The organism is Bradyrhizobium cedriense (assembly GCF_054602315.1).
Genome location: NZ_JBTSWB010000005.1, coordinates 26,113 through 49,878, shown reverse-complemented (window position 1 = coordinate 49,878; position 23,766 = coordinate 26,113). Strand labels below are relative to the sequence as shown.

Here is a 23,766-nt window from a genome sequence, read left to right as displayed (position 1 = left end):
CACTCAATTCCTTGCGATGATCTCGCGTTCGCCGCGATGAACCGATAGCGCACGCGCGAGGCCGGTACGCCGGCGCATCAGGAATTTCGGCCTGCGGGCGCGGATCGCGTTGGCGCGGCGGCGGCGCTGCGCGGGCTTGCGGGCGCCTTCATCGAGCTGCGGCAGCGCGAAGATCTCGCTCCAGACCGCCCAGGCTTGCGCGATCTCGTCGGCATCGGCGCCGACCAGCAGCGGAATGGACAGCGAAGGATCGCGATGCACGAGCACGAGCGTCCGCGCCTCGTCGTTGCCGCGCAACGCAACGCCGGTAAAGTCGGCAACGCGCACGTTGATCGCCATCTGCATGCCGCGCACGGCACGGCGCAGCACGACACGCTCGCGATGAAGCTCGATCTGCCTGACATGTCCGTCGGCGCGCGGATCGTGCGCATCGAAGCGGACCGGAAGGGAAAGAGGGTCGAGCCGCAAGGAGCGGCTCGACCCGGCGGGAGCGATCCCGCATGTTGCTGTTTGACGCCTCACGGCTTGGTTCTCCCCGCCGGGATTATGTTCCCGGTCGATGCGAGGACCCTAGCGCGCCCGTTTCCGAAACCGCTTAAAAAGGCTGGTTAACCCACCGTCACTGCAGCTCATGATTGACAAGACCTTGGCGCGCATGATTGACGAGACGTTGCCCCGAAGCCGCGAATCTGAACTTTGGCGAGCTGAAAATGCTTGAAGTCCCCGCTATCAGGGCACATGTGTGGGTTCCGGTCCCGAACCCCGCCCCAACAGGATTTCGTTCGTGAACTCTTCACAAAGCTCGACGACCACGGCCAATCGCGACCTGTTCGACCAGTCCGCGCTCTCCGATCTCGCGCAGCGGCTGGTCGAGGCGGCCAGGCGCGCCGGCGCGGATGCGGCCGATGCGGTCGCCGTGCGCGGCGTCTCGCAAGGCGTCGAGGTACGCGACGGCCGTGTCGAGGAATCCGAGCGGTCCGAGGGCGACGATGTCGGCCTGCGCGTGCTGGTCGGCCAGCGCCAGGCGGTGGTCTCGACCAACGACGTCAGCGGCGATGCAGTCACCAAGCTCGCCGAGCGCGCGGTCGCGATGGCGCGTGTTGCGCCCGACGACAAATATGTCGGTCTCGCCGATCCCGCGCTGCTCGCGCGCAACTTCCCCGATCTCGACCTGCTCGATCCCGACGTGCCCGCGACCGCCGAACTGGAGCGCCGCGCGCTTGCAGCCGAAGCTGCGGCGCTCGGCGTGAGGGGCGTGACCAAGTCCGGCGGCGCCTCGGCTTCCGCCGGCATCGGGGGCATGGTGCTCGTCACCTCGACCGGCTTCCACGGCTCTTATCTGCGCTCCAGCCAGGGCATTTCCGCGACCGCCATATCGGGCGAAGGCACCAGCATGGAGCGCGACTACGACTTCACCTCTGCGCCTCACGGCGCCGATCTCTTGTCGCCGGAGACGGTCGGCCGTTCCGCCGGCGAGCGCACCGTGGCGCGCTACAATCCGCGCAAGGTCGAGACCTGCAAGGTGCCGGTCGTGTTCGATCCGCGCGTTGCCGGCTCGCTGGTCGGCCATCTCGTCGGCGCCATCAACGGCGCCTCGATCGCGCGCAAGACCAGCTTCTTGAAGGACAAGCTCGGCCAGCAGCTGTTCGCGAATAACATCCGCATCGTCGACGATCCGCTGCGCAGGCGCGGCCTGCGCTCACAGACCTTCGACGCCGAAGGCGTCGCGGTGAAGAAGATCGCGCTGGTCGACGAGGGCGTGCTGACGACCTGGCTGCTCGATTGCGCGACCGCGCGCGAGCTCGGCCTCACCACCACCGGCCACGCCCATCGCGGCGTCTCGTCTTCGCCGTCGCCCGGACCGTACAATCTGCATCTCGAACCCGGCACGCCGACGCCCGCCGAGCTGATCTCCGACATCAAGCAAGGATTCTATATCACCGATTTGATCGGCTCCGGAGTCAACGGCGTCACCGGCGACTACAGCCGCGGCGCCTCCGGCTTCTGGATCGAGAATGGCGAGATCACCTATCCCGTCAGCGAAGTGACGATCGCTGGGCATCTGTTCGAGATCTTCAAGTCGATGCAGCCCGCGAACAATCTCGAGTTCCGCTACGGCATCAACGCGCCGACTGTGCGCATCGAGGGCTTGACGCTTGGCGGACGCTGATCGAGCAGATGCTGTTTGGCTTGCCTCTCCCGATGGGGAGAGGTGGTCCTCGCGTGTGGCTCGGTTGCGCCGATGACGCCTGTTCTCGATGAAACCATCCTGACCCGCGACGCGGCGCTGCTCAAGGACACGGTGCGGGAGGCGGGCGCGCTCGCGCAGTCGATGTTCCGCACCGAGCTGAGGAAGTGGACCAAGGGTGCCTCCTCGCCGGTGTCGGAAGCCGATATCGCAGTCAACGATCTGCTCGAGGCGCGCCTGCGTGCTGCGACTCCCGACTATGGCTGGCTGTCCGAGGAAAGCGCCGACGATGCGGCGCGGCTGTCGCGACGGCTGACCTGGATCGTCGATCCCATCGACGGCACGCGCAATTATCTGGGCGGGCATGACGAGTGGTGCGTCAGCGTTGCGCTGGTCGAGGACGCCTCGCCGGTGCTTGCCGCGGTGTTCGCGCCGAGCAGCGACGAGTTCTTCTTCGCGGTGCGCGGGCAGGGTACGACGCTGAACGACAAGCCGGTGCGGGCGACGTCCGGATCCGCGCTCGACTTCGCCCGCGTCGCCGGCCCGAAGCCGCTGGTCGAGCGGCTGAAGCCCTCACTCGGCGAGATCACGCTGCATCGGCGAATCGGTTCGCTCGCGCTGCGTCTGTGCCGGGTCGCCCATGGCGCGCTGGATGCGGCTTTTGCGGGCGGCAACAGCCATGATTGGGACCTTGCGGCGGCCGATTTGATCGTGCAGGAAGCGGATGGTAGGATGAGCGACCTCTCCGGAGAACCCATCCTCTACAACCGCCGGGAAGTGGCGCACGGGGTGCTGGTGGCAGCGGGACGCGATCGTCATGCGGGCATTGTCGCGCATTTTCGCAATCGTCCCTTGCCGTGAAGCGCTTCGTCGTGCTTGTCGGACACTGCTTTGCCGGGCAGCCCCTTAGGAACAGGACCCATGCCAGATAGCGCCCCGCAACAACTGCTTCACCTCGTCATCGGCGGCGAGCTCGTCGATCTCGAGCGCAACACCTTCAAGAATCTCGACGACGTCGAGATCGTCGGGCTCTATCCGAACTATGCGGCCGCCCACGCCGCCTGGCGGGCCAAGGCGCAGAGCACGGTCGACAACGCGCAGATGCGCTACTTCATCGTCCATTTGCATCGGCTGCTCGACCCGAATCAAGATTCGGCGCGTTGAAAAAGCTGCTTCGCAATACGCTGCGAAGCAGCTTCGTTCAGCGTGCCGTCGGGGTCCTGGCGGCCGAATATCTGCGTCTGGTCTGGCGGACCAACAAATTCACGTTCGATCCGCCGGACGTCTATGAACGCGTCGAGCCCCAGATCCCCGCCATCTTCGCCTTCTGGCACGGTCAGCATTTCCTCACGCCCTTCATCAAGAACAAGGACTGGTACAAGGCCAGGGTGCTGATCTCCCGGCATCGCGACGGCGAGTTCAATGCCATCGCCGCCGAACGGCTCGGCATCGGCACCATCCGAGGTTCCGGCGACCATGGCGGCGCGTTTCACCGCAAAGGTGGCGTCGGCGCCTTCAAGGAAATGGTGCGGACGCTGGAAGCCGGTTGTAATGTCGCGCTGACCGCCGACGTCCCCAAGCGCTCGCGCGTGGCGGGACTCGGCATTATCATGCTGGCACGCGAATCGGGGCGGCCGATCATGCCTTTCGCGATGGCGACCAGCCGCTTCGTCCGGCTCAAGAACTGGGATCGCACCACCATCAATTTGCCGTTCGGGCGGGGCGCGCTGGTCGGCATCAAGGAGATCCACGTTCCTCCGGATGCCGACGCCGCCACGATGGAAGCGTTGCGGCAGGAGCTGGAAGACACGTTGAACGAAGCGACCCGCCGCGCCTACGCGCAACTCGGCCGTCCGGGACCGGAAGATGCCTAAATCCCTGCCCATTGCGCTGCCGATCACGCTACGGATGTATCGGCGCCTGGCCTCCGGCCTGGTGCCGCTCGCGCCTGCGCTGATCAAGCGGCGGCTGAAGCAGGGCAAGGAGGATCCCGCGCGCGTCGGCGAGCGGCGAGGGCTATCCCGGGACGTGCGGCCGCATGGCCCCCTCGTCTGGATCCACGGCGCCAGCGTCGGCGAGGTGCTGGCCGCGGCGGCGCTGATCGAGCGCCTGCGCGATCTCAATCTGCGCATCCTGCTCACCTCGGGCACCGTCACCTCGGCGGCCGTGGTGGCGAAGCGCTTTCCGCCCGACGTGATCCATCAATACGTGCCGTACGATTCTCCGCGCTATGTCGCGCGCTTCCTCGATCACTGGAAGCCGTCGCTGGCGCTGTTCATCGAGTCCGACCTGTGGCCGAACCTGATTCTCGCCGGCGCGGCGCGCCGGGTGCCGATGGTGCTGATCAACGGGCGGATGTCTCCGCGCTCCTTCCCGCGCTGGCGACGCATGCACGGTACCATCTCGGCGCTGCTGTCGCGGTTCGACATTTGTCTCGCGCAATCGAAGACCGACGCGGAGCGTTTCTCCGCGCTCGGCGGCCGCGACGTCGTCACCACGGGCAATCTGAAGCTGGACGTGCCGGCGCCGCCGGCCGATCCCGCAAAGCTCGAGCGGCTCATGGCGATGACGCGCGGCCGTCCGATCATCGTCGCGGCTTCGACCCATCCGGGCGAGGACGAGATGCTGATCGCGGCGCATCGCAGTCTCTGCGGCTTCTTCCCGCAGCTCCTCACCGTGATCGTGCCGCGGCATCCGGATCGCGGCTCCGCGATCGCAGGCCTGGTCACGGCCTCCGGCCTGAAGCCGGCGCTGCGCTCGCGCGAGGAGCTGCCGACGGCGACGACCGACGTCTATGTTGCCGACACCATGGGCGAGCTCGGCCTGTTCTATCGCCTCTCGCCGATCGTGTTCATGGGCGGATCGATGATCCAGCATGGCGGCCAGAATCCGATCGAGGCGATCAAGCTGGGCGCCGCGATCGTCCATGGTCCGCACGTCTTCAACTTCGCCGACGTCTATGAGGCGCTCGACGGGAGCGGCGGGGCGCGGCAGGCCGATACGCAGGAGGCGCTGGTCAAGCAGCTCGGCTTGCTCCTCGCCGAGCCGACGGTGCGCGACAAGATGCAACGTGCGGGCATCGGCGTGGTCGAGCAGCTCGGCGGCGCGCTCGATCGCACCATCACCGCGCTCGAGCCGTATCTGTTGCAGTTGCGAATCGAGATGGGGGCCGCCAATGCGTGAGCCGGCCTTCTGGTACCGGCCACGTTCCCCGCTATCGCATGTCCTCCGTCCCCTCGGTGCGCTCTACGGCGCCGTCACCGCATGGCGCATGCTGCGCAACGGCGTGGACGCCGGCATTCCCGTGATCTGCGTCGGCAACTACCATGTCGGCGGCGCCGGCAAGACGCCGACCGTGCTGGCGCTGACGAAGCTGCTTCGCGGGCTCGGCGAGACCCCGGTGGTGCTCAGCCGTGGTTATGGCGGACGCCTGAAGGGCCCGGTGATGGTGGATCGCGCGCGTCACACCGCTGCTGACGTCGGCGACGAGCCCCTGATGATGGCGAGCGACGTCCCGGTCGCAGTCGCGCGCGACCGCCTCGACGGCGTCGCGCTCTCGAAATCGCAGGGCGCCACCGTGATCCTGATGGACGACGGTTTTCAGAATCCGCGCCTTCTGAAAGACGCATCGCTGATCGTCATCGACAGCGAACGCGGTCTCGGCAACGGCAATGTGTTTCCCGCCGGCCCTCTGCGCGCGCCGCTGGCGGCGCAGCTCGCGCGCACCGACGCGCTGGTATTGATCGGTGATGGTCGTGCCGCCAACGACGTCGCTGCCGAGCTTGCCAAGCGCGACAAGCCGGAGCTGCGCGCACGCCTCAAGCCCGTTGCTGCATCGCTCGCGCAGCTCTCAGGCAAGCGGGTCTTCGCGTTCGCCGGCATCGGCGATCCCGACCGCTTCTTCCGGACTCTGCGTGCGAGCGGTGTCGATGTCGCGCGCACGCGTGCCTTCGCCGACCATCACATGTTTTCGGATGAGGAGCTCGCCGCCCTCGCCGTTGAGGCCCAGCGCGAGCAGCTCACGCTGGTGACCACGGAAAAGGATCTCGCGCGTCTGCGCGGCCGTGAAGGCGTGCCCGACGGCATCGTGCCGTTCGCAGTGCAACTCGAGTTCGACGATCCGGCAAAGCTGCGGCAGTTGATCGGCGATCATCTGTACAGGGCGCGCGAGCGGCGGTTCAGCGCGCGTTGATCTCGTGTATTAGGCAAGCGTCTCTGCCGTAGCTCATCAAGCGAAGTGCCGCGGCTGACGAATTCTCTTCCGCACTCTTGGCAGTTGATGTAGCCTTTCATGAGAGCCGTCACCAGGACGTGCCGAACTCCCGGCAATCATAGACGGCGTTTATGCCCACGGCGGGCGCGATCTTCATTCTTTCAGATGCGACGGCCGCAACGACCAGTTCGGAGCGGCGGGAGAGTCATTGCCAAAAGCAGAGGAGAACATGCCATGCATTTTTGCCTCACCGGCCAATACACACCACGCGCTCTCAACGCCATCTTGGAAAACCCGGGAACGAATCGCCAGGAGGCAGCCAGGAAGCTCGTTGAAGCGGCCGGCGGAAAGCTGATTTCGATGTACAGCGTTGCTGCCGACGGTCCAGGCGTTCTGGTGATCTTCGATGTGCCTGATCCCAGTGCGGCTCCAGCCATTTCCGGCCTGACCGTCACGGCGGGCACGCTGCAGAACGTGAAGCTGACTCGGCTGTTCACGCAGGACGAGATCAAGCAGGTCCGCCAGAACGCGGCGAAGCTGCGTTCTTCGTACACCCCGCCTGGAAGCTGACATCCGGATCTAAAGCACAGCCGCCGCAGTCGAACGACGCGGCGGCTGTGCTCATGTCGGAGTCGGAGCCATGTCTGCAAAGAAGCGCTGTGTCCTGCTCACCACGCTCCGACGGCCATCAATCCGACGATGGTCAGGCACGAGATGCAGGTCACGATGACAGTATAGCACTCGGGTGTATTCATTGCTGCCTCCCAAACTGCTGTCAGTTGCTTGGTCACTGCTACGCGGGAGAGATCGCCGTGTTGGATCGCTTCAATTCGGCAGGACGCGACCGGTCTTGCCGAGTGCCGCGGTTCTCTCATCGTCACTCTGCTCCGCAGGACGATGATCCGCTTCGAACGCTTCAGAGCGTTTAGCTGCGATCAGAAGCTGTTTGCGCATTTCAGCGAGACGGGCGCGGCAATATTCACGATAGAGCAAGTCTAATATGGTGGGCATGATCACCCCCATCGTTGCCTTCGATTTACATATTCCACCGCGAATTTCCGAGGCGATCGTAGTCCGCCAGTTGGCTCTTCGGTATGAGCCCGTTCACAGACGGCGGCAAATCCAAAGCTCGATGGCCGTCTGGTCGCTCGATTGCCTGCGCGTCGGAGGATCAGGGCCAACGACCTGACTTGCAATATAGCAGTGCTGTGTTTCACCGAGACTTCGTCGAACAACTTAAGGGCGCCAAGGCGCGGCGAAAATCCAACTACAGCGCGAAATGACTAACCACGGAGTGCATGCGCTCTTCGATGCAACGCAGGCCGATACGACGGAGACCATTTCGGTTGTAGCCGCGCATCTCAGATGCGCGCGAGCAATGTCCGCATCTCCACGATGCTGGAGAAACTGCACCGCGTGCTCTGGCCGGCCGGAGAGTGCGCTTCGCCGGAGCTGCAGCATCCCATCATTCAGGCGACATTCATCGCAAAAGGTCTATCGGCTCCAGACCATCAGGAGAGTTCGATGAAGCTGCCGTCTGCCGCTGTCGCCGCGAGCCTTGTGTGTCTGAGTATTGCGCCGGTGCTTGCACAAGCGAGTCCGCCGACTGCTCCGGAAAATCCGGCCGGCACAGTGCCCGTTCCCGCGACCAAGCGGGTCGCGTGCCTGGCCACGACCCAAGCTCTGCAGGGACAGGACAAGCGCGACCAGATGCAGCTCTGCATGGCGCAGGCGCGCCTGGATTGTCTGAAGCAGGCGATCGATCAGAAGATCGTTGGGAAGACCCGGAAGGACTTCATCAAGACTTGCGCAGGCTCATCAGATGGCACGCAGCAGCGATAGCCGCGCGCCATGGGCCTCACGGCTGCGGCTTGAGCGCGCCGGGGAAATGCCGCTGCAGCACGGCGGCGGGCGTGGCGTAGGCCTCCTGCAGGTCCACGCTCCAGTACTTCAGCTCGTCGAGCGGGATTCGCGTGTCGGTGATCGCGCAGCGCACGAAGGTCCCCGGCGAGATCACGCGGAAATCGCCGTCGAGATACTGCACCTGCGCTTCGCCATGGCCCGAGGGGCCGAACTTGTTCAGCACGGTCGAAAGTCTCCGCGGAAGGCCCTCCCGGGAAAGAGCCTGGAGGGCACGATGTGTTGGACGGGATGTAGCATAGATGGGGTGGCTTGTCCGCCCGTCAAACCCACCGGTTTGTGATGTTTTACCGCCGTTTCCGCGTGATAAGGCTTCGAGCGAAGGATCGCCGGTTCCGGCATCTTCTCCGGCAGAGTCCGATGCGTCTTCGGCTGACCGTCCTTTTCCTGATCCTGCTGCTGTCGGCGGCGCGAGCCGCGCCGGTCCCGCAGCCGGTCGACATCCCGCTCGCGTCCGGTGTCCTCCATGCGCAGCTCTACAAGCCGGACGGCGCAGGTCCGTTTGCGACCGTGATCGCGCTGCATGGCTGCGGCGGCCTCGGCAGCCATGCCGAACCCGTACAGCCGCACTATCGCGATTGGGCCGAGCGCCTGCTCAGGGCTGGCAATGCGGTGCTGCTGCCCGACAGCTACGGATCGCGCGAGCTCGGGCCGCAATGCCGAGTCAGGGAGATGCATGTCAAAGCGCGCCGCCAACGCGTCGCCGATATCGCGGCCTCGCGCGCCTGGCTGATGAAGCAGGCCTGGGTGGCGCACGACCGCGTCAGCCTGGTCGGCTGGGCGAATGGTGCGAGCGCGCTGCTCTGGGCCGTGCGCCCGCAGAGTGCGGCGCGCGATCTCCGCCCGGATTTCCGCGCCGCGATCGCGTTCTATCCGGATTGCAGGATCTCCGCCGGCCTCGGCTGGAGCACGCGGGTGCCGACGCTCGTGCTGATCGGCGCCGATGACGACGTGTCGTCGCCGCCGGCCTGCCGTCAGATGGTGGACGGCGCGCGCGGCCGCAGCGCGCTCGCGCGCATCGTGGTCTATCCCGGCGCCGATCACGATTTCGACCGGGGCGGCACCGGCGTCGCCGCGCCCGAACGCGGCCATTTCGGCATGGACGCCGAGGCGCGTGCGGAATCGCAGAAGGACGTCGCGCGATGGCTGGCGCGGTGAACGGTGATGGAGCTCCAGTAGCCCGGATGAGCGCAGCGACATCCGGGAAGACTGCTCCCGCGCATCGCTGTGCTCATGCGGCTACGGACTTGTCCCGCCATAGCTCGGTAGAAGCGAAGCGGGAGCGGGGCCGCCCGAGGAACAACGTGGGCGGGCAGCCCCGCATCGACCACCGCCCTGCACGGAGTATGGCCGACCGTGAATCTACGGACCCATGCCGCGCCGGTTTCAGCTGTGACTGTGCCATCATTCGACCACGATAGCGGTTAAACGGATCTCACATGCGCAACCGCATCGTCCTGTTCTCCTCCGCCCTGATCGTCTTCACCGTCGCGATCTTCCTGTATGAAGCCCGCGCCGGTGCGCCAATGCGCGCGCCGGAGCATTGCGGCTTCTGGACCACGATCGACGCGGGATTGTCCTGCCGATAGGGTGCCGCACACTCCGTCATTGCGAGCGCAGCGAAGCAATCCAGAGTCCCTGGGCGGAAAGATTCTGGATTGCTTCGCTACGCTCGCAATGACGAATTCGTGGAAGCACCTTCCCTCACCCCTCAGAACAAGCTGCCCTGATCCACCGGCTTGGCCATGCGCTTCGGCGGCGGCTTTGTCTCCTGCGTGGCCGGCTTGGCTTGCGCTGCCGCGCGCTTTGGCGCGGGGGGTGGGCGGTCCGCATCCGCGGTTGCGCCAACACGTCCATCTGCAAACTCGATCTCGACGCGCGCGCCAGGGCCGATCGCGTCTGCCGAATGCAGGGGATGGCCGGCCTCATCCCGAACCAGAGCGAAGCCGCGGGCAAGCACGCTGCGATAGGACAGTGCGGAGAGCAGCTTGCCGCTGTTCTCGACGCGGGCATCCAGCCGATGCAGCAGCGTTGCGAGCGCGCGTTGCGCCCGTTCGGCGAGACGATGCGTGCGCTCGCGCTGGCGCGCAATCGCGTTGCGCTGCGCCTGCGCGTTGGAGAGCTTCGAGGCACGCAGGCGCACCTCCAGCCCGGCAAAGCGGTCGCGCCGCCGCCGCAGCAGTGAGCGTGCGGAAAGGCCAAGCCGCTCGCCGCACACGGTGAGGCGGTGATCGGCCTGCGATATCTGGCCGTGCAGCACCCGCAGCGTCAGCTTTGAACTGGCGGCGGTGAACCTGCGGAAATGCGCATGCGTGTTGGCCTTGAGGCAGCGGGGCAGGGATGCACCAGCCGAATCCAGCCGCTGCCGCGGGATCGCGAGCAGATCGCCGGCCGCCGGCAGCGCGCGCGCGGCGGCGCGCAGCTCGCTGCGGCGGCTCTCCTGGCTGCGTTGCCAATAGGCGCGAGTGCGGCGGCCGAGATCGGCGACCTCGACGAACAATTCGCTGCGCACCGGCACCGCCATCTCGGCCGCGGCCGTCGGGGTCGGCGCGCGCTTGTCGGCGACGAAGTCGATCAGGGTGATGTCGGTCTCGTGTCCGACGGCGGAGATCAGCGGGATCATGCTCTCGCTTGCTGCCCGCACCACGATCTCCTCGTTGAACGACCAGAGGTCCTCCAGCGAGCCGCCGCCGCGCGCGACGATCAGGACGTCGGGGCGCGGAATCCTGCCGCCCTCGGGCAGCGCGTTGAATCCGCGGATCGCGGCCGCGACCTGCTCGGCCGAGCCTTCGCCCTGCACCTTGACCGGCCACACCAGCACGCGGCGGGGAAAGCGGTCCTCCAGCCGGTGCAGGATGTCGCGAATCACGGCGCCGGTCGGCGAGGTCACGACGCCGATCACCTCCGGCAGCCAGGGCAGCAGCTGCTTGCGCGCCTCGTCGAACAGGCCTTCGGCAGCGAGCTTCTTCTTGCGCTCCTCCATCAGCGCCATCAGCGCGCCGATGCCGGCCGGCTCCAGCGCCTCGATCACGATCTGGTACTTCGATGAGCCCGGATAGGTCGTGAGCTTGCCGGTGGCGATCACCTCGAGCCCCTCCTGGGGCTTGAAGCGCATGCGGCCGTGCACGCCCTTCCAGATCACCGCCTCGATCTTCGCGCTCTCGTCCTTGAGCGCGAAATAGCAATGGCCGGAGGAATGGGCGCCGCGAAACCCGGAGATCTCGCCGCGGACCCGGACATGGCCATAGGTGTCCTCCACCGTCCGCTTCAGCGACTGGGAGAGCTCGGAGACGGTGAATTCGAAGGCGTTGTTGAGTTGTTCCGCAGGCGGCATCTAGCAAACGATTCGGCGTTTCGGGGCGAGGGCGACGTTAGAGATTTTTGCGGCGCGGCGCCAATCCCCAAGGGCCCGAGAGAGACATGCCGTATATCACAGCTCGCAGGACGGGTTGAGCCCTTGCGAAACCCATCGCCTTCCGATTCCCGCAACGTGCGGGACTGCACCCATCCCGGAATTGCGAGTTATTGCCCGAAAAGAAAGGGCCAGCGTGTAGCTGACCCCTTCGGCAGCACTGTAGCGGTCGAAAAAGCGCTTACTTCTTGCACTTCTTGGCCGACTCCTTGTCCGCATACGGACCACAGTTATAGGCGTTGGTCAGTTCGTCCATCGTCTGCGGCCAGCTATCCACGGAGCCCGCCCGGGCACCACCTTGGGTCGTGCTGAGCTGGCTGGTTCCCCCGCTTTTTACCTGCGGGGAACGATGTGGGTCTGCTTGTGCATCGACCGCGAAAGATGCGGAGAGAAAACCGGCTGTAAGAAGCCCGGCGAACAGCGTCTTTGCAATCATGGTTTAGTCCTTTCAGAGTTTGAGTTCAGGTATCCGTTGGTGGTCAAGCAAAGCGCAGGCGTTCGAAATCAGCGCGGGATAAGTGTGCGCCGGATCACACCGGCCTCGCGGCAACTCAAACTGCAGCGCGTATGGAACGCATCCCCAGCGCGCAGATCATGTCGATATGCGAATGCATTTCACGCGATCGATCTCGGCAAACATCCAAATGGACTTTGGGTTCGCGGACATCGGCTTCATGTCCATCGCGACATATTGAGCTGCCGCACGAAATCGGTCGCATTAAGGAAAAGCAGTTCGTAGGATGGGTTGAGCCCTTGCGAAACCCATCGCTTTCCTCTTCCGGCTCTCGATCATCGCGGCTGTCATCCGACTGCAAGTGAGGACGAAGCGGACGGCGCCTGATCGTTTAGCTCGTAGGATGGGTTGAGCCTTGCGAAACCCATCGCTGCTCTATCCCCGCTCACCGTAATCGCGGCCGTCATCCGACTGATCGCCGGCCCAATCGACCGGGTCATTGCCAAGCTTGACGTGGCGATGAAACGAGGAGGGCGCCCAGTCACGTACTCTGTCGACAAGCCCGTGCTTGACCGGATTGATGTGAACATAGTCGACATGCCGCGCGAAATCGACGTCGTCGCGAATGGTGTGCTCCCAATATCGACGCTGCCAGATGCCCCGTTCACCTTTGGCCGCGCGGCTTCGGGATATCCTCTCGTTGCGCGCCAGACCGCGCGAAAAGGCGGACTTGATCAGCTGCCAGCGCATTGCAAAATCGGCATCACCTTCCGGTAACGTCCACACCGTGTGAAGGTGGTCAGGCAGCACCACGATGGCATCGATCCTGAATGGATGGCGCTGATGCGTTTCGCGAAACGCCGTGCGCAACGCCTCGACATGATCCGTCAGCAACGCCAGCTTCCGCTCCGCCAGGTTGACGGTGAAGAAGAAACACCCACCCGGAACGAAGTTGCGGCGGTACGCGGTCATGACGCGATCTTATCACAGAATAAGTTCGATGGGTTTCGCAAGGGCTCAACCCATCCTACGGGCTTCTTGTCTGAGCCGGCGGGCAACCTGCAGAAAGTGCCGTTCCGTTAACCCTCAACCTTTGGCGGTATGTTATTGGTTCCGGCGGGGAGCTGACCGCATGGCAAAAAAGGAAGTCAAATTCGATCCCGACGACGGGCTAATCATCGGCGAGGTCGGCCCGTGGGCGGTCGAAAAGCACGACCGCGTAAAAAGGTACATTCAAGCCGCGCGCGGTGCCCGCGCGAAGTTCTTGCCTCCAAAAGGAAACGGCGGCGCGACATACATCGAGCTGTATTCGGGCGCTGGGCGTTCACTCATCAGTGGCACAAATCAGATCATCGAGGGCAGCGCCGTGGTGGCATTCAACGCCGGGCGCGCGAGCGGTCAGCCGTTCTCCGAGATGCACCTGTCTGATCTGGAGGCGCAAAACTCAGCTGCGTTGGCCCAACGCATCACGCAGTTGGGTGGATCCGCAACAAGCTACGTCGGCGAGGCAAGTGTCGTCGTCGATCAGGTGATGAAGGCGATCAACCCGTATGGTCTTCACCTTGCCTTTCTCGACCCCTTCAACCTCGCACAATTGCCCTTCTCGATCATCGAGCGAATGCTGCGCGTGAAGCGGATGGACATGATCATCCACGTCAGCCTGCAGGACCTGCAGCGCAACCTTGACGACTATACACGTGAAGGCGGAACATTCGACGTCTTCGCTCCCGGTTGGCGCAACGCGGTGAACGCACGACAATCAATGGCGGCTCTCCGCGCGGCACTCGTTGAGTACTGGCTCAGCTCCATTCGCTCGCTTGGCACAAATCCTGCGACAGGCATACCATTGATTGTCGGCTCAAAGAACCAGCGCCTCTACTGGCTCGTGTTCTTGAGCTCAAATCCGTTAGGACACAAGCTCTGGAACGACGTACAAAACCTAGGCGGCCAAGGGTCGCTTTTAGAGGGATTGTGATGGCTGATACCTCAATCGAGTGGACGGACGCGACGTGGAACCCCGTCGCTGGTTGCACCGTGCTCTCGCCAGGCTGCACGAACTGCTACGCGATGCGCATGGCGGCGCGGCTGGATGCGATGAGCATGCCGAAGTATCGGGGTCTCACGCGCAAGAGCGGCAAGCGCGCCGTCTGGACCGGCAAGATCAGGCTTGATCGCGCCGCGCTTGGCATCCCGGCAGGCTGGAAGAAGCCTCGCCGAATTTTTGTGAACTCGATGTCGGACCTGTTTCACGAAGGCGTGCCACCGGAGTTCGTTGCGGCTGTCTGGCACACGATGCAGGCGACGCCGCGGCACACCTATCAAATTCTGACGAAGCGGCCGGATCGGATGGCGGCGATCACCACGTCGCTGCCGGTGCTTCAGAACGTGTGGCTCGGGACAAGTGTCGAAAACGCCGAGTACGTCGGTCGCATCGATGATCTGCGCAAGGTCGATGCCGCGGTCAGGTTCGTGTCGTTCGAGCCTTTGCTCGGGTCGGTCGCCCTGGCCGATCTGAAAGGCATCCAGTGGGCCATCGTCGGCGGCGAGAGCGGCCCGCGTGCGCGCCCGATGGCTGAGAAGTGGGTTGCAGAAATTGAGGACGCATGCCGCAAAGCGAGAACGGCGTTCTTCTTCAAACAGTGGGGTGGGGTTCGCAAGAAGAGCACAGGCAGGCACTATCGCGGACGCACGTTCGATGAAATGCCGCGCGACGTCGTGATGTCGTGATCCGGAAGTGCGGTGACGATGCTGGATAGCACACTAAACAAATTTACACTGACGCTGTAGAGATCAATGCACCGTCAGCGGAATCCGTAGTTGGAGGGTGTAACAGATTAGGATCAGGAGGGCTGCATCGTGAAATTTTATGTGTCCCACATGACTCCCCATAAGCGCGCTCGCATTCATAAGGGCTCGTGCGTTCATTGCCGTGAGGGGCAAGGTCAAGAAAAACAGGAAAAAACTGGCTCGGGGGCCACAGGCTGGTCTCCGCCGTTAGCGACCCTTGCCGAAGCTGAAGCTTACATGGAAAGACAATTTCCTCGATTCACCGACCGGGGGAAATGCTCGCATTGCAAACCTGGCGTCGATTGAAGGAAACGTCACGATTCACTCGGGTATGCGTTCTGTTGGGTGACCATTTTGCGGTGGATGAAACCCCTCATCCGGGGCTTTGCGCCAATTTGCTCTCATAAGGGGAGAATGGGCGGCAGCAACTCGACGCGGAATGACGGGGAGTGTGGGCCCAGCCCCCTTCACACCTGCCCCGATATGTGCGACCTCCGGCTCCAGCAAAACTCCTCATTCTGAGCCTTCGATGCACATTCTCCTGCTCGGTTCCGGCGGCCGCGAACATGCCCTTGCGTGGAAGATCGCGGCCTCTCCCCTGGTGACCAAATTCTGGTGCGCGCCCGGCAATGCCGGCATCGCGAAGGAGGCGGAATGCGTGGCGCTCGATGTCGCCGACCATGCCGCGGTGATCGACTTCTGCAAGACCAACGCGGTCGAGCTCGTCGTGGTCGGGCCGGAGACGCCGCTGGCGGCCGGCATCGTCGACGATCTCACCGCCGCCGGCATCAAGGCGTTCGGGCCAAGCAAGGTCGCCGCGCAGCTCGAAAGCTCCAAGGGGTTCACCAAGGCGCTGTGCACCGAGTTCGGCATTCCGACCGGTGCCTACAAGCGCTTCACCAACGCCGATAACGCGCGCGCCTATGTGCAGAGCCAGGGCGCGCCGATCGTGGTCAAGGCCGACGGCCTTGCCGCCGGCAAGGGCGTCGTCGTCGCCAAGACCGTGCGCGAGGCCGAGGAGGCCATCGCCATGATGTTCGAAGGCGCGTTCGGCGAGGCCGGCGCCGAGGTCGTGATCGAGGAATTCCTGCCGGGCCGCGAGATCAGCTTCTTTGCGCTCTGCGACGGCGAGACCGCCATTCCGCTGGCCTCCGCCCAGGACCACAAGCGCGTGTTCGACCACGATGTCGGCCCCAACACCGGCGGCATGGGCGCCTATTCGCCGACGCCGCTGGTCACGCCCGCCATCCACGACGCGATCATGGCGAAGATCATCCTGCCGACGGTCGCAGGCATGAAGCAGCGCGGCACGCCGTTCCGCGGCATTCTCTATGCCGGCATCATGCTGACGACGCAGGGCCCGAAGCTGTTCGAGTTCAACGTCCGCTTCGGCGACCCCGAGTGCCAGGTCCTGATGCTGCGCATGATGAGCGACATCGTGCCGGCCTTCCTTGCGGCCTGCGACGGGCAGCTCAGGAATTTCGACCTGCGCTGGCATCCGGACTCCGCGCTCACCGTGGTGATGGCCGCGAAGGGCTATCCCGGCGACTACCAGAAGGGCAGCCGCATCGGAGGGCTCGATGAGGCCGCCAGGGTCGAGTCGGTCGAGATCTTCCACGCCGGCACGGTCGCAAACGACGGCGCGATCCTCGCCAATGGCGGCCGCGTGCTCAATGTCTGCGCGCTCGGCAAGACCGTGACCGAGGCGCAGAAGCGCGCCTATCAGGCCGTCGACCGCATCGACTGGCCGGAAGGCTTCTGCCGCCGCGACATCGGCTGGCAGGCGGTGGAAGCGGAGAAGGCCAAAAATTAGCTCGTCATTCCGGACGGCGCGCAAACGCGCCGAGCCGGAATCTCGAGGTTTTGGCCACCGCGCCGCCACATCTACGTTCGAGAATGTACAATTAGCTGTTGGGGTTAGTTACCCCTCCGATAATACCGCTACTGTGCATGGGGTTGTTTTCGACGTTTTTGTTTGTCGGGGGCGGTTCCGGGACTGACCAGACAAGGATGCGGAAAGATGTCCGACCTCGCCGACCTCTATCCGGGCTTTGCCGCCGAATGGATCGACACTGCCTTCGGCCGCGTGTTCGCCCGCGTCGGCGGCAAGGGCCCGCCGCTGCTCCTGCTCCACGGCTTCTCCGAGACGCATGTGATGTGGCACCGCGTGGCACCTGAGCTCGCCGACGCCTTCACGCTGATCATCGCCGATCTGCCCGGCTATGGCTGGTCCGACATGCCCGCGAGCGATGCGCTGCACATGCCCTACAGCAAGCGCGCCATGGCGAAAGCCATGGTCGAGGCGATGGAGCGGCTCGGCCACGTCCACTTCGCGCTCGCCGGCCATGACCGCGGCGGCCGCGTGTCCTACCGCCTCGCGCTCGATCATCCCGGCCGGCTGTCGCGCCTCGCCGTGCTCGATATCCTGCCGACCTATGATTACTGGGAGCGGATGAACCGCGCCTATGCGCTGAAGATCTATCACTGGGCCTTCCTGGCCCAGCCCGCGCCGCTGCCGGAGACGCTGATTTCGAGCAATGGCGAGTTCTTCCTGCGCTTCAAGATGGCGAGCCAGACCAAGTCGAAGACGCTCGATGCCATCGACCCGCGCGCGCTCCAACACTACCTCGCTCCGTTCCGCGATCCCGCCCGGGTGCATGCGATGTGCGAGGACTATCGCGCCGGCGCCTATTTCGACTACGAGCTCGACAAGGCGGATTTCGAGGCCGGCAAGAAGATCACGATCCCGATGCTGGCACTGTGGGGCAATGCGGGCATCGCGCAGGCCGCAGCGACGCCGCTGGATACGTGGAAGCAATGGGCGACGAATGTGAGCGGCATGCCGGTCGATTCCGGCCACTTCCTCACCGAGGAGAATCCTGACGCGACCGCGAAGGCGCTGCGCGAGTTCTTCTCCGCGGGTTAGCGCCGCTCGCGAAAGAACTCCCGCAGCAGCCGCGCCGCCTCGCTCTCGCCGACGCCGGAGTACACGTCCGGTGCGTGGTGGCAGGTCGGCGAGGTGAAGAACCGCACGCCGGATTCCACCGCGCCGCCCTTGGGATCGGCCGCGCCGTAATAGAGTCGCCGGATCCTTGCAAAGGAGATCGCGCCCGCACACATGGTGCAGGGCTCCAGCGTCACGTACAGGTCGCAGTCGACGAGGCGCTCGCTGCCAATCTTGCTCGCCGCCTCGCGCAGCGCGACGATTTCGGCATGGGCGGTCGGGTCATGGTCGGTCAGCGTCCGGTTGGCGGCGGTGGCGATGACCTCGTGATTGCGGACCACCACGCATCCGATCGGAACCTCGCCCGATTTCCCGGCGTTTCCCGCCGCCAGAAGCGCCAAATCCATGAAAGAAGGGGCTTTCATGCCTCGTATCATCGCCAGAAACCTGCTACTAGCTCCGCCTTCAGCAAGAGTGGATACCGATTTTGCCTGAGCATGCGGCTCGGAACGAGCGCGCACAATGCTTTCCGGCTACCCCTTAAGTGAGATCATTCATGCCTCGCGACAGCGACAAAGACAACGACTCCCGCGGCCGGCGAGGCCCGCCCAGAGGACGCGCCGCCGGAGGCCCGCCGAAGGGCCGGTCCGGCAAGCCGCGCGGCCCCGAGAAGAAATTCGCCAAGCGCGGCCCTGAGGGCAGGGGCGACGCCCGCCCGCCCCGCGGCGACCGTGACAGCCGCCCGCCCCGTGGAGATCGTGACAGCCGCCCGTTCCGCCGCCGCGAGGAGGGCGATGCCCCGCGCCGCGATTTCAGTGACCGTCCCCGCGTCAAGCGCGACGATCGCAGCAGTGAAGGCCGTGGCGAGCGCAGCTTCAAGCCGCGCGGCGACCGGCCGTTTTCCGATCGCAGCTCGCGCGATGGCGAGAAGCGGCCGTTCAAACCGCGCAATGATCGCCCCTCCTATGGCCGCGACGACCGTCCGCCGCGCAGCCGGGATCGCGACGAGTCCCGCCCCGCCGGCCGGACCAGTGACAGAAAGTTTGGCGACAAGAAGCCCTACGCGCCGCGTGGCGATCGTCCGGAGCGCAAGTTCGAGGGCGAGCGGAAGTTTTCGCGGGGTGGACCGGATCGCGAACGCGACCGTGGGGATCGCGGGCCGCGTGAGGATCGTGGCGAGCGCAGCTTCAAGCCGCGTGGAGACCGTCCGAATTTCGATCGCGGCGATCGGACGCCGCGCGGCGACCGTCCGGAACGCAAGTTCGACGGCGAGCGAAAGTTTTCACGGGGCGGACCGGATCGCGAACGCGACCGTGGGGATCGCGGGCCGCGCAAGGATTTCGGCGGCCGTGACCGCGGCGCAGACAAGCCCTGGCAGAAGCGTGAAGGCGGTGGTGATGACCGTCCGCGTTTCTCGCGTTCGCGCGACGATCGGCCGTCGGGCGATCGTCCGTTCCGCGAGCGTCCGAAATTCGATCGTCCGCGCGAGGATCGTCCCAAATTCGATCGGCCCCGTCGCGACGGCGATGGCGAACGCGGTGGGCGCGGCGATGACCGTCCGAAATTCAATCGTCCGCGCGAGCGCGCCGAAGGACGCTCGGACTGGCACGAGCATCCCCGCAGCGAAGGCGACCGTCCGCGCCGTGAAAACGAGGACGAGAGCAGGATCTTCGAGAAGCGTCCGGCGTTCGGCGGCCGCGGCGCCTATCGCAGCCGCGAACGTGACTTCGAGGGGCGACCGCGTCGGGAAGAAGCGCCGAAGCCGAAGAAGGCCGGCGAGCGCATCGCCAAGGTGCTGGCGCGTGCGGGCCTCGCCTCGCGTCGTGACGCCGAAGAGATGGTCACGCAGGGCCGCGTCTCCGTCAACGGTCGCGTGATCAATTCGCCGGCGCTCGACATCACCTCGAACGATGTCGTCACTGTCGACGGAAAGCCGTTGCCGGAGCGTGAGCGCACCCGGCTGTTCCTCTATCACAAGCCGCGCGGCCTGATGACGACGCATGACGATCCCGAGGGACGTCCGACCGTTTTCGACAATCTGCCCGAAGGCTTGCCGCGCCTGATCAGCGTCGGCCGGCTCGACTTCAACACCGAGGGCCTGTTGCTGCTCACCAATGACGGCGGCCTCGCGCGCACGCTCGAGCTGCCCGACACCGGCTGGCTGCGCCGCTACCGCGTCCGCGCCCATGGCGACGTCACGCAGGCCCAGCTCGACGAGCTCAAGAACGGCATCGAGGTCGAGGGGGTCAAATACGGCCCGATCGAAGCGACGCTGGAGCGCGACCAGGGCGCCAATGTCTGGCTGGTGTTCGCGATCCGCGAGGGCAAGAACCGCGAGGTGCGCAATGTCTGCGCCCATCTCGGGCTCGAGGTGAACCGGCTGATCCGCGTCTCCTACGGCCCGTTCCAGCTCGGCGAGGTCCCCGAAGGCCAGGTCGAGGAGATCAAGTCGCGCGTGCTGCGCGACCAGCTCGGCGACAAGGTGATCGAGAAATCGGGCGCCCAGTTCGACGTGCCGCAGAAATCTTCTTCGCAAGACGGCGAAACGCCGCGCGAGAAGAAGCCCGCCAGCAAGCGTGACGTGATCGCTGACCGCAAGGGTCGCCGCGTGCTGGTGGAGCGCACCGGCAGCGACGAGGCGCGCGAGCGCAATGAGATGGAAGCGGGCGGCTACGGTCCGCCGCGCCGTCCCAAGCGCGGCTATCATGGCAAGCGCGACCTGACGCCGAAGGACGGCGAGTAGGCTCAATGCTTAGAGCGACGCCGACACCGCGCAACAGGTCGTCATGGCCGGGCTTGACCCGGCCATCCACGTCTTCCTTGGGTCCACGGCTGCAGAGCGTGGATGCCCGGGACAAGCCCGGGCATGACGGAGTCGTGTAATGCGCGTCGTCGGCGGTCGCTTGAGGGGGCGCAACCTCGCCTCACCGTCCTCGCGCGACATCCGCCCCACGGCGGACCGGTTGCGCGAGTCCGTGTTCAACATCCTCGTACACGCCTATGACGATCCGATCGCGGATGCACGCGTGCTCGATCTGTTCGCGGGCACGGGTGCACTCGGCATCGAAGCCTCCTCGCGCGGTGCGAAGTTCACGCTGTTCGTCGACAATGGCGCCGAGGCGCGGGCGCTCCTGCGTAGCAATGTCGAGGCGCTGGGCTTAGGCGGTGTCACCAAGGTCTATCGCCGCGATGCGACCGATCTCGGCCCCGCGCATCCCGTCGAGCCGTTCTCGCTGGCGTTCCTCGATCCGCCCTATGGCAAGGGATTCGCGGAGAAGGCGCTCGCGAGCCTGCGCGACGGCGGCTGGCTCACGCCGGGCGCACTGCTGGTGGTGGAAGAGGCGAAGGCCGCGCAATTCGTCACGCCTGAAGGATACGAGGAGCTGGAGCGGCGCACGTATGACGATACGGAGTTTGTGTTCTTGAGGAAGCCGTAGAGATCGCAGGACATCCATCGGCTCGGTGGCTACCTCCGCCCGAACAGCTTCTCCACATCGCTCAGCTTCAGCTCGACATAGGTCGGGCGGCCGTGATTGCACTGGCCGGAGTTCGGCGTCTCCTCCATCTCGCGGAGCAGCGCGTTCATCTCCTCCGGCCGCAACCTGCGGCCGGCGCGCACCGAGCCGTGGCAGGCCATGGTGGCGGCGACGTGCATCAGACGGCGCTCCAAGGGCAGCGCCTCGTCCCACTCGGCCATGTGTTCGGAGAGATCGCGCAAGAGGCCGCCGGCATTTGTCTTGCCGAGCAGCGACGGCGTCTCGCGCACCGCGACCGCGCCGGGGCCGAAGGATTCGATGGCAAGGCCGAACGAGGCCAGCTCGTCACTGCGCTCGAGCAGGCGCTCGACGGTCGCTTCGTCCATTTCGACGATCTCGGGGATCAGGAGGATCTGCCGCTGCACGCCGTTGGCGGCCAACGAAGCCTTCAGCCGTTCGTAGACGATGCGCTCATGCGCGGCATGCTGGTCGACGATGATCAGGCCGTCGCGGGTCTGCGAGACGATATAGGTTTCGTGAATCTGGGTGCGCGCGGCGCCAAGCGGGCGGTCGACGAGGTCGCCGGTTGGCTGCGATTCCAACCGCACGTCCGCGCTGGGCGCGCCGACGTCGAAGGCAGCCTGCGCGCGCTCGGCGAAGGCGGGCGCCGCAGAGCCTTCGAAGGACGGCATCGGCGCGACCGGGGCGGCTGGCGATGCCCGCCAGTCCCAGCTGGCGGGGCGCGCCGTGAAGGCAGGCCGGAACGAGGACAATGCGCTCTCGCCGCCGTTGGCTGCCGTGCGCCGGCCCTCGCGCGCGAGGGCTTCCTTCAGTCCGTGCACGATCAACGCGCGCACGAGGCCGGCATTGCGAAAGCGGACCTCGGTCTTGGCCGGATGCACGTTGGCATCGACCTCGCGCGGATCGAGCGTGACGAAAATCGCCAGCACGGGATGTCGATCGCGCGGCAGGTAGTCGGAATAGGCCGCGCGTACGGCGCCGAGAATGAGCTTGTCGCGCACCGGTCGGCCATTGACGAAGAGATATTGCCCGAGCGCGTTGGCCTTCGTGAGCGCCGGCGCTGCGGCATAGCCGGCGACCACGACGCCCTCGCGCTCGGCATGGACCTCGATGGCGTGGCTGCGGAATTCGGCCCCCAGAATATCGCCGAGCCGGGTCAGCCGACCGGCGGCGCCGGGCAGGGCGGCGGCCCAGGTCACCGGCGCGCGCTCCTCGCCCGCGAGCGTGAAAGCAACGTCGGGCCGGGCCATGGCGAGGCGCCGCACCACCTCGCGGATGGCTTCAGCCTCGGTGCGGTCGGTTTTCAGAAACTTCAGCCGCGCCGGCGTCGCATAGAAGAGGTCGCCAACCTCGACGCGGGTGCCGTGGGCCAGCGCCGCCGGCATGATCTCGGACTTCTCGCCGCCCTCGACGCTCAGCGCCCAAGCGTGCGGCTCGCTCGCATGCCGCGTCGTGATCGACAGCCGTGCGACCGAGCCGATCGAGGGGAGTGCCTCCCCGCGAAACCCGAGCGTGCGAATCTGCAGCAGATCCTCGTCATCGAGCTTGGAGGTCGCATGGCGCTCGACCGCGAGCGCGAGGTCCTTCGCGGTCATGCCGCTGCCGTCGTCGGTGATGCCGATCCGTCGCCGCCCGCCGCCATCGGTGAAGACGTCGATCCGGCTCGCGCCGGCATCGATCGCGTTCTCGACGAGTTCCTTGACCACGCTCGCCGGCCGCTCGACCACCTCGCCGGCGGCGATGCGGTTGACGACCTGCTCTGGCAATTGACGGACGGGCATGAGTTCGATCGGGCTCGGTCTTGGATTCGCTGAGAGTGCTATTCTATGCCGTGTTGCGTCAAAAGCATGTGTTGGGCAACAGCCGCGTCACGGTTGGGGAAGAAGGTCCCTATCACATTGAAGACATTGGACGTTCGGGAATATCCCGCGGCATCTGAGCCGGCTTTCGACGGTGGTTGTGATTGTTAGGCGCCGGACAGCGGTGTAGCATCGTGAAAAAACGGCAACAGGACGGGAGGACGCCATGTGCCATCTCTTCGCGCATCAGCCCCAACGCGACTACGAATCCCAGACCCGGTCTTTGCGGATCGGTGGGCACTGCACGTCGATCCGTCTGGAAATGGCGTTCTGGGACACGTTGGAGGAGATCGCGGCCAAGGAGAGCATGAGCCTCGGCAAGTTCCTGACCACGCTCTACAACGAGGTGCTCGACCATCATGGCGAGGTCAACAATTTCGCCTCGCTGCTGCGCTGCTCCTGCCTGATCTATCGCTCTCGAAGCGTTGCGCCGGTTCAGGAGTTCAAGCCAACCGTTGCGCCCATTCTCGACGCGGCCGAATAGTCCCTACA

Annotated in this window: 25 protein-coding genes; 17 read left to right on the top strand and 8 right to left on the bottom strand. The window is 65.2% G+C overall.

Features of this window, described 5'->3' with window-relative positions; all coding sequences use genetic code 11:
- Positions 1-3: 3 nt before the first annotated feature.
- Positions 4-522: a DUF6101 family protein gene (locus ACYCVF_RS21500; RefSeq protein ID WP_459600022.1), complete on the bottom strand. Its 519-nt coding sequence runs from the start codon at positions 520-522 to the stop codon at positions 4-6.
- Between the two features lie 262 nt (positions 523-784).
- Between ACYCVF_RS21500 and ACYCVF_RS21495 the strand changes: the two genes are divergently transcribed.
- The 7 genes from ACYCVF_RS21495 (at position 785) to ACYCVF_RS21465 (ending at position 6,971) form a co-directional block, all read left to right on the top strand.
- Entirely contained in the window at positions 785-2,170 is a 1,386-nt protein-coding gene (locus ACYCVF_RS21495) for a TldD/PmbA family protein (protein WP_459600020.1), read from the top strand.
- Between the two features lie 72 nt (positions 2,171-2,242).
- Positions 2,243-3,049, top strand: a complete 807-nt coding sequence (locus tag ACYCVF_RS21490; protein ID WP_459600018.1) for a 3'(2'),5'-bisphosphate nucleotidase CysQ — start codon at positions 2,243-2,245, stop codon at positions 3,047-3,049.
- A gap of 60 nt (positions 3,050-3,109) precedes the next feature.
- The gene (locus ACYCVF_RS21485) at positions 3,110-3,352 is read left to right on the top strand and encodes a DUF4170 domain-containing protein (protein WP_459600016.1); all 243 of its coding nucleotides are present in this window, start codon (positions 3,110-3,112) and stop codon (positions 3,350-3,352) included.
- A complete protein-coding gene (locus ACYCVF_RS21480; RefSeq protein WP_459600014.1) occupies positions 3,349-4,062 on the top strand; it encodes a lysophospholipid acyltransferase family protein in 714 nt (237 codons plus the stop codon). The genes ACYCVF_RS21485 and ACYCVF_RS21480 overlap by 4 nt, the downstream gene beginning before the upstream one ends.
- Positions 4,055-5,371, top strand: coding sequence for a 3-deoxy-D-manno-octulosonic acid transferase (locus tag ACYCVF_RS21475; protein WP_459600012.1), 1,317 nt, complete (start codon positions 4,055-4,057; stop codon positions 5,369-5,371). Before ACYCVF_RS21480 ends, ACYCVF_RS21475 begins: the two co-directional genes overlap by 8 nt.
- Complete coding sequence (lpxK, locus tag ACYCVF_RS21470) at positions 5,364-6,380, top strand: tetraacyldisaccharide 4'-kinase (RefSeq protein ID WP_459600010.1); 1,017 nt, start codon at positions 5,364-5,366, stop codon at positions 6,378-6,380. Before ACYCVF_RS21475 ends, lpxK begins: the two co-directional genes overlap by 8 nt.
- 255 nt (positions 6,381-6,635) lie before the next feature.
- Positions 6,636-6,971, top strand: a complete 336-nt coding sequence (locus tag ACYCVF_RS21465; protein ID WP_459600008.1) for a GYD domain-containing protein — start codon at positions 6,636-6,638, stop codon at positions 6,969-6,971.
- A 255-nt stretch (positions 6,972-7,226) separates the two neighbouring features.
- Here ACYCVF_RS21465 and ACYCVF_RS21460 read toward each other — a convergent pair whose 3' ends face one another.
- Entirely contained in the window at positions 7,227-7,424 is a 198-nt protein-coding gene (locus ACYCVF_RS21460) for a hypothetical protein (protein ID WP_459600006.1), read from the bottom strand.
- Positions 7,425-7,796: 372 nt separating this feature from the next.
- Between ACYCVF_RS21460 and ACYCVF_RS21455 the strand changes: the two genes are divergently transcribed.
- The gene (locus ACYCVF_RS21455) at positions 7,797-8,243 is read left to right on the top strand and encodes a hypothetical protein (protein WP_459600004.1); all 447 of its coding nucleotides are present in this window, start codon (positions 7,797-7,799) and stop codon (positions 8,241-8,243) included.
- Between the two features lie 16 nt (positions 8,244-8,259).
- Here ACYCVF_RS21455 and ACYCVF_RS21450 read toward each other — a convergent pair whose 3' ends face one another.
- Entirely contained in the window at positions 8,260-8,487 is a 228-nt protein-coding gene (locus ACYCVF_RS21450) for a DUF2093 domain-containing protein (RefSeq protein ID WP_014491939.1), read from the bottom strand.
- A 194-nt stretch (positions 8,488-8,681) separates the two neighbouring features.
- Between ACYCVF_RS21450 and ACYCVF_RS21445 the strand changes: the two genes are divergently transcribed.
- Together ACYCVF_RS21445 and ACYCVF_RS21440 are read left to right on the top strand one after the other, a co-directional pair.
- Entirely contained in the window at positions 8,682-9,479 is a 798-nt protein-coding gene (locus tag ACYCVF_RS21445) for a dienelactone hydrolase family protein (protein ID WP_459600002.1), read from the top strand.
- Positions 9,480-9,760: 281 nt separating this feature from the next.
- Complete coding sequence (locus ACYCVF_RS21440; RefSeq protein WP_459600000.1) at positions 9,761-9,910, top strand: hypothetical protein; 150 nt, start codon at positions 9,761-9,763, stop codon at positions 9,908-9,910.
- A gap of 122 nt (positions 9,911-10,032) precedes the next feature.
- On the opposite strand, the gene xseA is transcribed toward ACYCVF_RS21440, so the two are convergent.
- The 3 genes from xseA to ACYCVF_RS21425 form a co-directional block, all read right to left on the bottom strand.
- Positions 10,033-11,655, bottom strand: coding sequence for an exodeoxyribonuclease VII large subunit (gene xseA / locus ACYCVF_RS21435; RefSeq protein ID WP_459599998.1), 1,623 nt, complete (start codon positions 11,653-11,655; stop codon positions 10,033-10,035).
- 259 nt (positions 11,656-11,914) lie between these two features.
- Positions 11,915-12,169 carry a hypothetical protein gene (locus tag ACYCVF_RS21430; RefSeq protein ID WP_459599996.1) on the bottom strand — a complete coding sequence of 85 codons (255 nt, stop codon included), beginning with the start codon at positions 12,167-12,169 and terminating at the stop codon, positions 11,915-11,917.
- A gap of 453 nt (positions 12,170-12,622) precedes the next feature.
- Positions 12,623-13,159, bottom strand: coding sequence for an REP-associated tyrosine transposase (locus tag ACYCVF_RS21425; protein ID WP_459599994.1), 537 nt, complete (start codon positions 13,157-13,159; stop codon positions 12,623-12,625).
- 160 nt (positions 13,160-13,319) lie between these two features.
- On the opposite strand from ACYCVF_RS21425, the gene ACYCVF_RS21420 reads away from it, so the two are divergent.
- From ACYCVF_RS21420 to ACYCVF_RS21405, 4 genes are all read left to right on the top strand, one after another.
- On the top strand, positions 13,320-14,162 hold the full coding sequence (locus ACYCVF_RS21420) for a three-Cys-motif partner protein TcmP (RefSeq protein ID WP_459599992.1): 843 nt from the start codon (positions 13,320-13,322) through the stop codon (positions 14,160-14,162).
- The gene (locus ACYCVF_RS21415; RefSeq protein ID WP_459599990.1) at positions 14,162-14,914 is read left to right on the top strand and encodes a DUF5131 family protein; all 753 of its coding nucleotides are present in this window, start codon (positions 14,162-14,164) and stop codon (positions 14,912-14,914) included. The genes ACYCVF_RS21420 and ACYCVF_RS21415 overlap by 1 nt, the downstream gene beginning before the upstream one ends.
- Positions 14,915-15,503: 589 nt before the next feature.
- Positions 15,504-16,787, top strand: coding sequence for a phosphoribosylamine--glycine ligase (gene purD, locus ACYCVF_RS21410; protein WP_459599988.1), 1,284 nt, complete (start codon positions 15,504-15,506; stop codon positions 16,785-16,787).
- Positions 16,788-16,994: 207 nt separating this feature from the next.
- Positions 16,995-17,900, top strand: coding sequence for an alpha/beta fold hydrolase (locus tag ACYCVF_RS21405; protein ID WP_459599986.1), 906 nt, complete (start codon positions 16,995-16,997; stop codon positions 17,898-17,900).
- On the opposite strand, the gene ACYCVF_RS21400 is transcribed toward ACYCVF_RS21405, so the two are convergent.
- Complete coding sequence (locus ACYCVF_RS21400) at positions 17,897-18,355, bottom strand: nucleoside deaminase (protein ID WP_459599984.1); 459 nt, start codon at positions 18,353-18,355, stop codon at positions 17,897-17,899. The two genes, ACYCVF_RS21405 and ACYCVF_RS21400, sit on opposite strands and share 4 nt — an antisense overlap.
- 119 nt (positions 18,356-18,474) lie before the next feature.
- Between ACYCVF_RS21400 and ACYCVF_RS21395 the strand changes: the two genes are divergently transcribed.
- Positions 18,475-20,661, top strand: a complete 2,187-nt coding sequence (locus ACYCVF_RS21395; RefSeq protein WP_459599982.1) for a pseudouridine synthase — start codon at positions 18,475-18,477, stop codon at positions 20,659-20,661.
- Positions 20,662-20,800: 139 nt separating this feature from the next.
- Positions 20,801-21,355 (top strand): 16S rRNA (guanine(966)-N(2))-methyltransferase RsmD, encoded by a 555-nt coding sequence (gene rsmD / locus ACYCVF_RS21390; protein ID WP_459599980.1) that lies wholly within the window; start codon positions 20,801-20,803, stop codon positions 21,353-21,355.
- Positions 21,356-21,384: 29 nt separating this feature from the next.
- Here the strand turns inward: rsmD and mutL are convergent, their stop codons facing one another.
- Positions 21,385-23,196: a DNA mismatch repair endonuclease MutL gene (gene mutL, locus ACYCVF_RS21385; protein ID WP_459599978.1), complete on the bottom strand. Its 1,812-nt coding sequence runs from the start codon at positions 23,194-23,196 to the stop codon at positions 21,385-21,387.
- 244 nt (positions 23,197-23,440) lie between these two features.
- On the opposite strand from mutL, the gene ACYCVF_RS21380 reads away from it, so the two are divergent.
- Positions 23,441-23,758, top strand: a complete 318-nt coding sequence (locus ACYCVF_RS21380) for a ribbon-helix-helix domain-containing protein (protein ID WP_459599976.1) — start codon at positions 23,441-23,443, stop codon at positions 23,756-23,758.
- Positions 23,759-23,766 lie beyond the last annotated feature (8 nt).

Coding starts and splice junctions, on each gene's coding strand:
- ACYCVF_RS21490 (WP_459600018.1), top strand. CDS start 2,243: ATGACGCCTGTTCTCGATGAAACCATCCTGACCCGCGACGCGGCGCTG.
- ACYCVF_RS21485 (WP_459600016.1), top strand. CDS start 3,110: ATGCCAGATAGCGCCCCGCAACAACTGCTTCACCTCGTCATCGGCGGC.
- ACYCVF_RS21475 (WP_459600012.1), top strand. CDS start 4,055: ATGCCTAAATCCCTGCCCATTGCGCTGCCGATCACGCTACGGATGTAT.
- lpxK (WP_459600010.1), top strand. CDS start 5,364: ATGCGTGAGCCGGCCTTCTGGTACCGGCCACGTTCCCCGCTATCGCAT.
- ACYCVF_RS21465 (WP_459600008.1), top strand. CDS start 6,636: ATGCATTTTTGCCTCACCGGCCAATACACACCACGCGCTCTCAACGCC.
- ACYCVF_RS21460 (WP_459600006.1), bottom strand. CDS start 7,424: ATGGGGGTGATCATGCCCACCATATTAGACTTGCTCTATCGTGAATAT.
- ACYCVF_RS21455 (WP_459600004.1), top strand. CDS start 7,797: ATGCTGGAGAAACTGCACCGCGTGCTCTGGCCGGCCGGAGAGTGCGCT.
- ACYCVF_RS21445 (WP_459600002.1), top strand. CDS start 8,682: ATGCGTCTTCGGCTGACCGTCCTTTTCCTGATCCTGCTGCTGTCGGCG.
- ACYCVF_RS21440 (WP_459600000.1), top strand. CDS start 9,761: ATGCGCAACCGCATCGTCCTGTTCTCCTCCGCCCTGATCGTCTTCACC.
- xseA (WP_459599998.1), bottom strand. CDS start 11,655: ATGCCGCCTGCGGAACAACTCAACAACGCCTTCGAATTCACCGTCTCC.
- ACYCVF_RS21430 (WP_459599996.1), bottom strand. CDS start 12,169: ATGATTGCAAAGACGCTGTTCGCCGGGCTTCTTACAGCCGGTTTTCTC.
- ACYCVF_RS21425 (WP_459599994.1), bottom strand. CDS start 13,159: ATGACCGCGTACCGCCGCAACTTCGTTCCGGGTGGGTGTTTCTTCTTC.
- ACYCVF_RS21420 (WP_459599992.1), top strand. CDS start 13,320: ATGGCAAAAAAGGAAGTCAAATTCGATCCCGACGACGGGCTAATCATC.
- ACYCVF_RS21415 (WP_459599990.1), top strand. CDS start 14,162: ATGGCTGATACCTCAATCGAGTGGACGGACGCGACGTGGAACCCCGTC.
- purD (WP_459599988.1), top strand. CDS start 15,504: ATGCACATTCTCCTGCTCGGTTCCGGCGGCCGCGAACATGCCCTTGCG.
- ACYCVF_RS21405 (WP_459599986.1), top strand. CDS start 16,995: ATGTCCGACCTCGCCGACCTCTATCCGGGCTTTGCCGCCGAATGGATC.
- ACYCVF_RS21400 (WP_459599984.1), bottom strand. CDS start 18,355: ATGATACGAGGCATGAAAGCCCCTTCTTTCATGGATTTGGCGCTTCTG.
- ACYCVF_RS21395 (WP_459599982.1), top strand. CDS start 18,475: ATGCCTCGCGACAGCGACAAAGACAACGACTCCCGCGGCCGGCGAGGC.
- rsmD (WP_459599980.1), top strand. CDS start 20,801: ATGCGCGTCGTCGGCGGTCGCTTGAGGGGGCGCAACCTCGCCTCACCG.
- mutL (WP_459599978.1), bottom strand. CDS start 23,196: ATGCCCGTCCGTCAATTGCCAGAGCAGGTCGTCAACCGCATCGCCGCC.
- ACYCVF_RS21380 (WP_459599976.1), top strand. CDS start 23,441: ATGTGCCATCTCTTCGCGCATCAGCCCCAACGCGACTACGAATCCCAG.